The organism is Pseudomonas morbosilactucae (assembly GCF_023241715.1).
Classification (GTDB): Bacteria; Pseudomonadota; Gammaproteobacteria; order Pseudomonadales; family Pseudomonadaceae; genus Aquipseudomonas; species Aquipseudomonas morbosilactucae.
Map to the genome: position 1 here is coordinate 111,694 of NZ_JALQCW010000090.1, position 8,303 is coordinate 119,996.

11 protein-coding genes are annotated in these 8,303 nt (G+C 62.2%); 9 read left to right on the forward strand and 2 right to left on the reverse strand.

The genetic code is table 11. The features are described 5' to 3' along the window. Positions 1-24: 24 nt before the first annotated feature. Positions 25-507 (forward strand): chemotaxis protein CheW, encoded by a 483-nt coding sequence (locus M1B34_RS29890; RefSeq protein WP_007922496.1) that lies wholly within the window; start codon positions 25-27, stop codon positions 505-507. Further along, the gene (locus tag M1B34_RS29895) at positions 508-900 is read left to right on the forward strand and encodes a DUF2802 domain-containing protein (protein WP_123330155.1); all 393 of its coding nucleotides are present in this window, start codon (positions 508-510) and stop codon (positions 898-900) included. It abuts the gene before it with no gap. Between the two features lie 66 nt (positions 901-966). On the opposite strand, the gene M1B34_RS29900 is transcribed toward M1B34_RS29895, so the two are convergent. Together M1B34_RS29900 and fliK are read right to left on the reverse strand one after the other, a co-directional pair. After that, positions 967-1,293 (reverse strand): EscU/YscU/HrcU family type III secretion system export apparatus switch protein, encoded by a 327-nt coding sequence (locus M1B34_RS29900; protein WP_123330157.1) that lies wholly within the window; start codon positions 1,291-1,293, stop codon positions 967-969. Then, positions 1,290-2,861 carry a flagellar hook-length control protein FliK gene (gene fliK, locus M1B34_RS29905; RefSeq protein ID WP_123330159.1) on the reverse strand — a complete coding sequence of 524 codons (1,572 nt, stop codon included), beginning with the start codon at positions 2,859-2,861 and terminating at the stop codon, positions 1,290-1,292. The genes M1B34_RS29900 and fliK overlap by 4 nt, the downstream gene beginning before the upstream one ends. A gap of 249 nt (positions 2,862-3,110) precedes the next feature. Here fliK and ccmA point away from each other — a divergent pair, with 249 nt between their 5' ends. The 7 genes from ccmA to M1B34_RS29940 all read left to right on the forward strand — a co-directional run. After that, the gene (gene ccmA / locus M1B34_RS29910) at positions 3,111-3,692 is read left to right on the forward strand and encodes a cytochrome c biogenesis heme-transporting ATPase CcmA (protein WP_259740359.1); all 582 of its coding nucleotides are present in this window, start codon (positions 3,111-3,113) and stop codon (positions 3,690-3,692) included. Continuing rightward, positions 3,689-4,357, forward strand: coding sequence for a heme exporter protein CcmB (gene ccmB / locus M1B34_RS29915; RefSeq protein ID WP_123330163.1), 669 nt, complete (start codon positions 3,689-3,691; stop codon positions 4,355-4,357). The genes ccmA and ccmB overlap by 4 nt, the downstream gene beginning before the upstream one ends. A 96-nt stretch (positions 4,358-4,453) precedes the next feature. Next, positions 4,454-5,209 carry a heme ABC transporter permease gene (locus tag M1B34_RS29920; RefSeq protein ID WP_123330165.1) on the forward strand — a complete coding sequence of 252 codons (756 nt, stop codon included), beginning with the start codon at positions 4,454-4,456 and terminating at the stop codon, positions 5,207-5,209. Then, positions 5,206-5,382 (forward strand): heme exporter protein CcmD, encoded by a 177-nt coding sequence (gene ccmD, locus M1B34_RS29925; protein WP_268267004.1) that lies wholly within the window; start codon positions 5,206-5,208, stop codon positions 5,380-5,382. The genes M1B34_RS29920 and ccmD overlap by 4 nt, the downstream gene beginning before the upstream one ends. Further along, the gene (gene ccmE, locus M1B34_RS29930) at positions 5,379-5,834 is read left to right on the forward strand and encodes a cytochrome c maturation protein CcmE (protein WP_268267005.1); all 456 of its coding nucleotides are present in this window, start codon (positions 5,379-5,381) and stop codon (positions 5,832-5,834) included. The genes ccmD and ccmE overlap by 4 nt, the downstream gene beginning before the upstream one ends. A gap of 3 nt (positions 5,835-5,837) precedes the next feature. After that, positions 5,838-7,829 carry a heme lyase CcmF/NrfE family subunit gene (locus tag M1B34_RS29935; protein WP_268267006.1) on the forward strand — a complete coding sequence of 664 codons (1,992 nt, stop codon included), beginning with the start codon at positions 5,838-5,840 and terminating at the stop codon, positions 7,827-7,829. Next, positions 7,829-8,303, forward strand: a 475-nt coding sequence (locus tag M1B34_RS29940; protein WP_268267007.1) for a DsbE family thiol:disulfide interchange protein, incomplete at its 3' end; no start/stop codon positions are given. The genes M1B34_RS29935 and M1B34_RS29940, both read left to right, overlap by 1 nt.

Genomic DNA, 8,303 nt, shown 5'->3' on the forward strand with positions numbered 1-8,303 from the left:
ACGGTTATTTGAGGGGTCAGGGGTATGAATAAGTCGTCGTCTGCACAGAGTTCCGAAGATCCGATCCTGCAATGGGTAACCTTCAAGCTGGATAACGAGTCCTACGGCATCAACGTGATGCGCGTCCAGGAAGTCCTGCGCTACACCGAGATCGCTCCGGTACCCGGTGCGCCAAGCTACGTGCTGGGCATCATCAACCTGCGCGGCAACGTGGTCACGGTGATCGACACCCGCCAGCGCTTCGGCCTGGTGCCGACCGAGGTCAACGACAACACCCGTATCGTCATCATCGAAGCCGACAAGCAAGTGGTCGGGATCATGGTCGACAGCGTGGCGGAAGTGGTTTACCTGCGTCAGTCGGAAGTGGAAACCGCACCGAACGTGGGTAACGAAGAGTCGGCCAAGTTCATTCAAGGCGTCTGCAACAAGAACGGCGAGCTGCTGATTCTGGTCGAGCTGGACAAGATGATGAGCGAAGAAGAGTGGTCGGAACTGGAGAGTATCTGATTGATGCTTGAGGTGGCTGTCATCGTCCTGGCGATCCTGTGGATCGCCTCTGTCGCGTTCTTTTTGTCTTATGCCCGTAACCAGCGGCAGATTGCCGAGCAGCAAGCCCAGGGGGATGCGGTGCGTGACCAGCGCATCAAGGACCTGGCCAAGCGTGTCGACGACTACCAGAACGGTACGGTGCGCATGGGCGAGGACTTGCATGAGCTGCGCGCGGTGGTCGGGCCGTTGCCGGACAAACTGGCGCAGCTTGAGCAGCGTGATCCCTCCAGCCTGTCCTTCGCCCAGGCCGCACGTCTGGTGGGCATGGGCGCCAGCATCGATGAGCTGACCCAGTCCTGCGGCCTGACCCAGGCCGAGGCGGAGCTCATGAGTAAGTTGCATAAAGGCTAGTGGCGAGCGGCAAGTTTTTAGCTTCAAGCTTCAAGCTTGCCGCTTACAACTTGCCGCTGCTCTTCCCTAATAATCGTCCCCGCGTTCGGTGACGTCCTTCTCTTGCTGCGCCACTCGTGGGTCATGCCCCACTGGAAACTTGCCCTTGAGGTTCCAGGCGAACGCAATGATCTCGGCGATGGTCAGGTACAGCTCCGGCGGAATGCTGTCCCCTAGTTCCAGGCGCGCCAACAACCGCACCAACTCGGCGTTTTCATAGATCGGCACTTCATAGTCGCGGGCGATTTTCAGGATGGCTTCCGCCAGCTCGTCGTCGCCTTTGGCGGTCAGGGTTGGGGCTTGCTGGCCGTCGTACTTGAGGGCGATGGCCTGGCGGGGTGTGTGAGTGCTCATGCGGTTTCGTCGACCCAGCGTTGTTCCAGTCGGGTTTGCGGGCCCTGGGGTGGGCTGCCGAGGTGGCAGTCTAGGTCGCCCACGTTCAGGCCGGCCGCCAGCAGGCGCTCGCGCAGGCGGCCCAGGTGGCTTTCGATCAGGCTCGCGGTGTAGGGCTGTTCGGCCCAGAGCTGGCTGGACAGGCGGCCCTGAATCAGTTGCGCCTGTACTTGCAGCGGGCCCAGGGGATCCAGGTCAAAGGCCAGTTCCACCCGCCACAGGGGCTGCTTGGCTTCCTTCTCTTCGCGCTTGTCTTGGGGCTCGGGTTCCGCCGGCTCCTCGCGCTGCAACTTGACCTGCAAGGGCACGATGTCTTGCAGGTTGCGCATGGGGATTTCCAACTGCCAGGTGGTTTGCAGGCGGCCATCGTCGGTCAGGCCACTTTGTTCCAGGCTCGCCAATTGATGGCTTTGCAGCCGCGACACGGCCGCTGCGGCCAGGCGCAGCAGGTGCTCCAGGTCGCCTTCGCCGTCCTGACTCTGGAGCAGCCGAGAGGGCAGGGGGAAGCCGCCGGGCGTCGGTTTGGCGCTGACCTGGCCCAAGGTGCCCAAGGCGCTGCGGACAAAACTCGGTAAGGCCTGGGCCAGGGTATTGGCGGCGATCAGCGCATTGAAGTTGCTATTGGCCGGCAACCCCGGCGCCAGTTGGGCGATCAGTCGCAGCAGGTTGCCTTTGAGGTCCGGCGTCAGGGCCGGGTTATCACCGCCCAGCAAGCGCGACTCAAGAAAGGCACCGCTGTTGGCCAGGGCCAGGGCCAGGCCTTTGGGATTGCTCAATTGCTGCAGGTCCGGCAGCCCTGCCAAGAGTTTATCCACCGCCGCCCGAAGGTCGGTGGACGTGGCGTCCGTCCTTGGCAGGTTCTGCAAGGCACTGATCAGCCCGCTCAGAGAGGCTTGGCGATTCTGCTGGGTGGCCAGTTGCTGGGCCACGGCCAATTGATCCTGGCGACCACTCAAGGGTACGAAACGCAAGGTCTGGGAGTCTTCGACCAAGGCACTCAGCAGGCTGCCGATGCGCAGCGGCTGGGGGCTTTCGAGGCTCAGGGTGCTGCCGCTCTGTGCGGTGTTGAGCAGGCTCACCAAGGAGCGGTAGATCACCGGTTGGCCGGGGCCCTGTGGCAGCACCTGGCTGGTCAGGACCTTGCCTTGCAGTAAGGTCCCGGCAGGCAGTTGTGCCGTGTCGAGGCGGGTCAGGGTGGCAACGCTGGAGGCCAGGGCCTGTTGTACGGTGATCGCCAGGTTGCCGGCCGAGGGCTGGCTCACCGCCAGGCTGGTGCCTTGGGGCAGAGGCTGGCTGCTGGTGGCCTGCAAGGTGGTCTGCTTGCCGTTGTCGAGGGTGACCTTGAGCAAGAGCTGAAAGGCCTGGTCCGATTGCTTCAGTGACAGCACTTCCGCCTTGGCGGTCTGGCCGGCGGCGATCAGGCCTTCCAGGGGCTGGGCCAGCTTCAGCAACTCTCCAGCGAGGCTCGACAGGCGGGCGCTGGCGGGCGTCAGCTGGGGCAATAGAGGGATGTTGATTTCACCTGACATCTGGACACAACCTGAGGAAATAAGCCCTCTTTAGAGTAGGGCATCGCATGTATAATGCCGCCCGTCTTCCGGGCAGTGGTGAAAACATTGCAAATGTTTGACGCAGCTCTCTAGAACAGGCCGCGAATGCATTTATTCTGCATCCCTTTAACGGCCGCTCCACTGCCGACTTGAACTGTAAAGGCCCGCCATCACTTGACCAGTCCTCTTCTAGAAGCCGTAGCGCTTGCCTGTGAGCGAGACTGGCGGATGCTCTTCGAACACCTCGATTTGCGTCTGGCGCCAGGCGACATGTTGCAGATCAGCGGGCCCAACGGCAGCGGCAAAACCAGCCTGTTGCGACTGCTGGCCGGGTTGATGCAACCGACCAGCGGCGAAGTCTTGCTCAATGGCCAACCCTTGCACACCCAGCGCAGTGAACTGGCGCGCAATTTGTTGTGGATCGGCCATGCCGCCGGGATCAAGGATTTGCTCACGGCTGAAGAGAACCTCAGCTGGCTTTGCGCCCTGCACCAGCCCGCCAGCCGCGACGCCATCTGGCAGGCCTTGGCCGCGGTGGGCTTGCGCGGCTTTGAAGATGTCCCTTGCCATACCCTGTCCGCTGGCCAGCAACGCCGCGTAGCCCTGGCCCGTTTGTACCTGGACGGGCCGCCGCTGTGGATCCTCGACGAACCCTTTACCGCCCTCGACAAGCAGGGCGTCGCCCAATTGGAAGCGCACCTGGCCGAGCACTGTGAGCGCGGCGGCATGGTGCTGCTGACCACCCACCACAGCCTGACGCGCATGCCGAGCGGTTATCGCGACATCGACCTGGGGCGTTGGGCCGTATGACTGTCTTTGCCTTGTTGGTCGCCCGTGAAGCGCGGCTGTTGTTCCGTCGTCCGGCAGAGTTGGCCAACCCGTTGGTGTTCTTTGCCATTGTTGTCTCACTGTTCCCACTGGCGGTGGGACCTGAGACACAATTGTTGCAAACCTTGTCTCCTGGGCTGGTCTGGGTGGCGGCTTTGTTATCCGTACTACTCTCGCTGGACGGGCTTTTTCGCAGTGATTTTGAAGACGGATCCCTTGAACAGTGGGTCCTTTCGTCGCACCCCCTGCCTCTTCTGGTCTTGGCCAAGGTGCTGGCACACTGGGCTTTTTCCGGGCTGGCACTGGTATTGCTAGCCCCCTTGCTGGCGTTGATGCTCGGCTTGCCCAGCGCCTGCCTGCCGGCGCTGTTGTTGTCCCTGTTGCTGGGCACGCCGGTGCTGAGCCTGCTGGGTGCAGTGGGCGCGGCGTTGACGGTGGGCCTCAAGCGCGGCGGCCTGTTGTTGGCGCTGCTGATTTTGCCGCTGTACATCCCGGTACTGATTCTCGGCAGTGGCGCCTTGCAGGCGGCGTTGCAGGGCATGCCGGCGACCGGTTATCTGCTGTGGCTTGGGAGCCTGACCGCCCTGGCAGTGACCCTGACACCCTTTGCAATAGCTGCTGGCCTGAAGATCAGCGTCGGCGAATAATAATGAGGTCTGATCATTTTTTGATCACTTTCTCTGACCCAGAAAAAGACCCTGGCTTTTCGTAACAACGAGAAGCAACCGTGATGGAAACAGCAAATGAACTGGACCTGGTTTCATAAGCTCGGCTCGCCCAAATGGTTTTACGCCATCAGCGGCAAGCTGCTGCCCTGGCTGAGCATTGCCGCTCTGTTGTTGATCGGTGTGGGGGTGGTGTGGGGCCTGGCCTTTGCACCGCCGGATTACCAGCAAGGCAACAGCTTCCGCATCATCTACATCCATGTGCCGGCGGCCATGCTGGCCCAGTCCTGCTACGTGATGCTGGCCGTGTGCGGGGTGGTGGGCCTGGTGTGGAAAATGAAACTGGCCGACGTCGCCCTGCAATGCGCGGCACCGATCGGCGCCTGGATGACCGCCGTGGCCCTGGTCACCGGTGCCATCTGGGGCAAGCCGACCTGGGGTTCGTGGTGGGTCTGGGATGCCCGACTGACGTCTATGCTGATCCTGCTGTTTCTGTACTTCGGTCTTATTGCGCTGGGCTACGCCATCCGCAATCGTGACAGTGCCGCGAAGGCCTGTGCGGTGCTGGCCATTGTCGGGGTGATTAACATCCCGATCATCAAGTACTCGGTGGAGTGGTGGAACACCCTGCACCAGGGCGCGACCTTCACCCTGACGGAAAAACCCGCCATGCCGGTGGAAATGTGGTTGCCGCTGCTGCTGACGGTGCTCGGCTTCTACTGCTTCTTCGGCGCGGTCTTGTTGTTGCGCATGCGCCTTGAGGTCCTCAAGCGCGAAGCCAGGGCCAGTTGGGTCAAGGCCGAGGTCGAGAGCAGCCTGGAGGCCGCACGATGAGTTTTGCATCCTTCGGCGAGTTTCTCGCCATGGGCCATCACGGCCTGTATGTCTGGATGGCCTACGGCCTGTGCCTGGCGGTCCTGGCTCTGAACGTGGCGCTGCCGATCCTGGCCCGCAAGCGCTATCTGCAACAAGAGGCGCGTCGTTTGCGCCGGGAGAACGGTAAGTGAATCCGCTGCGTAAAAAGCGTCTTTTGATCATCCTGGCGATTCTGCTGGGCGTCGGGCTCGCAGTGGGCCTGGCCCTCAGCGCGCTGAAGGAAAACATCAACCTGTTCTACACCCCGACTCAGATCGCCAACGGTGAAGCACCGCTGGACACGCGTATCCGCGCCGGCGGCATGGTGGAAGCCGGCTCCCTGCAGCGCTCCGCCGACTCCCTGGACGTCAAGTTCGTGGTCACCGACTTCAACAAGTCCGTGATCATCACCTACCGCGGCATCCTTCCTGACCTGTTCCGCGAAGGGCAGGGCATCGTTGCCCTCGGCAAGCTCAACGCCGACGGCGTGGTGGTGGCCGACGAGGTACTGGCCAAGCACGACGAGAAGTACATGCCGCCGGAAGTGACCAAGGCCCTGAAAGACAGCGGCCAGTCGGCGCCGACACCAGCCAAAGAGGGTTAACCCATGACGTCCGGCATCTTTATTCCCGAGCTGGGGCATCTGGCGATGATCCTGGCGCTGTGCTTTGCCCTGGTCCAGGCGGTGTTGCCGCTGCTGGGCGCCTGGCGTGGCGACCGTCTGTGGATGAGCCTGGCCCAGCCGGCCGCCTGGGGGCAGTTCGCCTTTCTGGCGTTCGCCTTCGGCTGCCTGACCTACGCCTTTATGGTCGACGATTTCTCGGTGGCCTATGTGGCCAGCAACTCCAACAGCGCCTTGCCCTGGTACTACAAGTTCAGTGCAGTGTGGGGTGCCCACGAAGGTTCGCTGCTGCTCTGGGCCTTGATCCTCGGTGGCTGGACCTTCGCGGTGTCGGTGTTCTCCCGGCAACTGCCGCAAGTGATGCTGGCCCGGGTGCTGGCCGTGATGGGCATGATCAGCACCGGCTTCCTGCTGTTCCTGATCCTGACTTCCAACCCCTTTGAACGGATTCTGCCGCAGATCCCGACAGACGGCCGCGACCTCAACCCGCTGCTGCAAGACATCGGCCTGATCGTTCACCCGCCGATGCTCTACATGGGCTACGTCGGTTTTTCGGTGGCCTTCGCCTTTGCCATCGCCGCCTTGCTCGGCGGTCGCCTCGACGCTGCCTGGGCTCGCTGGTCGCGGCCCTGGACCATCGTTGCCTGGGCCTTCCTCGGCATCGGTATCACCCTCGGTTCCTGGTGGGCCTACTACGAACTGGGCTGGGGCGGCTGGTGGTTCTGGGACCCGGTGGAAAACGCCTCCTTTATGCCCTGGCTGGTGGGCACGGCGCTGATTCACTCCCTGGCGGTCACGGAAAAACGTGGTGTATTCAAGAGTTGGACCGTGCTGCTGGCCATTGCGGCCTTTTCCTTGAGCTTGCTGGGGACCTTCCTGGTGCGTTCCGGGGTGCTGACGTCGGTGCACGCTTTTGCCTCGGACCCCGAGCGCGGCGTGTTCATCCTGATCTTCCTGTTGTTTGTGGTCGGCGGCTCGCTGACCCTGTTCGCTTTGCGCGCACCGGTGGTCAAGAGCCACGTGGGCTTCAACCTGTGGTCGCGGGAAACCCTGCTGCTGGGCAACAACCTGGTGCTGGTGGTGGCGGCCTCGATGATCCTGCTCGGGACCTTGTACCCGCTGGTGCTGGACGCTCTGAGCGGGGCCAAGCTGTCGGTGGGCCCGCCGTACTTCAACGCCTTGTTCATTCCGCTGATGGCGTTGTTGATGGTGGTGATGGCCGTGGGCGTGCTGGTGCGCTGGAAAGACACCCCGGTGAAATGGCTGGTGGGCATGCTGACCCCAGTCCTGCTGGGCAGCGCCGGCCTGGCAGTGGTGGCCGGCATCGCATACGGCGACTTCAACTGGGCGGTGCTGGCGACCTTTATGCTGGCGGCCTGGGTGCTGTTGGCCGGGGTGCGCGACATCTTCGACAAGACCCGCCACAAAGGCCTGATCAAGGGCCTGCCGAGCCTGACCCGCAGCTACTGGGGCATGCAGCTGGCGCATTTGGGGATCGCGGTTTGTGCCCTGGGCGTGGTGCTGTCGAGCCAGAACAGCGCCGAGCGTGACCTGCGCCTGGAGCCAGGGGAGTCCATGGACCTGGCCGGCTACCAGTTCATCTTCGAAGGTGCCAAGCACTTTGAGGGACCGAACTTCACCTCCGACAAGGGCACCGTACGGGTGGTGCGCAACGGCCAGGAAGTGGCGGTGCTGCACCCCGAAAAACGTTTGTACACGGTGCAGAACTCGATGATGACCGAAGCCGGGATCGACGCCGGTTTCACCCGTGACCTGTATGTGGCCCTGGGCGAGTCCCTGGGGGACGGCGCCTGGGCGGTGCGGGTACACGTCAAGCCGTTCGTGCGCTGGATCTGGTTCGGTGGCCTGCTCACCGGTTTTGGTGGCTTGCTGGCGGCCCTGGATCGGCGCTATCGGGTCAAGGTGAAAAGCCGCGTGCGGGAAGCACTGGGCATGACAGTGCAGGGAGTTAGTTGATGAGTGTTGATAGCAAACGTTGGGTCGTTGTTGCATTGATTGCTTTGGTACTTGGAGCTTTTGCTGCTGTTGTCGTTATTCAGCTTAATAAGGGTGATCCAAGTGAACTTCCCTCGGCAATGATCGACAAGCCGTTCCCGGAGTTCTCCCTGCCTTCGGTGCAGGGCGACAAGACCTTGACCCGTGCCGACCTGCTGGGCAAACCGGCGCTGGTCAACGTTTGGGGCACCTGGTGCATTTCCTGCCGTGTCGAGCACCCGGTGCTGAATAAGCTGGCCGAAAAGGGCGTGGTGATCTACGGCATCAACTATAAGGACGTGAACGCCGACGCCTTGAAGTGGCTGGCCGAGTTCCATAACCCTTACCAGCTGGATATCCGCGACGAGGAGGGCTCCCTGGGCCTCAACCTCGGGGTCTACGGCGCTCCGGAAACCTTCTTCGTCGACGCCAAGGGCATCATCCGCGACAAATACG

Coding starts and splice junctions, on each gene's coding strand:
- M1B34_RS29890 (WP_007922496.1), top strand. CDS start 25: ATGAATAAGTCGTCGTCTGCACAGAGTTCCGAAGATCCGATCCTGCAA.
- M1B34_RS29900 (WP_123330157.1), bottom strand. CDS start 1,293: ATGAGCACTCACACACCCCGCCAGGCCATCGCCCTCAAGTACGACGGC.
- fliK (WP_123330159.1), bottom strand. CDS start 2,861: ATGTCAGGTGAAATCAACATCCCTCTATTGCCCCAGCTGACGCCCGCC.
- ccmA (WP_259740359.1), top strand. CDS start 3,111: ATGCTCTTCGAACACCTCGATTTGCGTCTGGCGCCAGGCGACATGTTG.
- ccmB (WP_123330163.1), top strand. CDS start 3,689: ATGACTGTCTTTGCCTTGTTGGTCGCCCGTGAAGCGCGGCTGTTGTTC.
- M1B34_RS29920 (WP_123330165.1), top strand. CDS start 4,454: ATGAACTGGACCTGGTTTCATAAGCTCGGCTCGCCCAAATGGTTTTAC.
- ccmD (WP_268267004.1), top strand. CDS start 5,206: ATGAGTTTTGCATCCTTCGGCGAGTTTCTCGCCATGGGCCATCACGGC.
- M1B34_RS29935 (WP_268267006.1), top strand. CDS start 5,838: ATGACGTCCGGCATCTTTATTCCCGAGCTGGGGCATCTGGCGATGATC.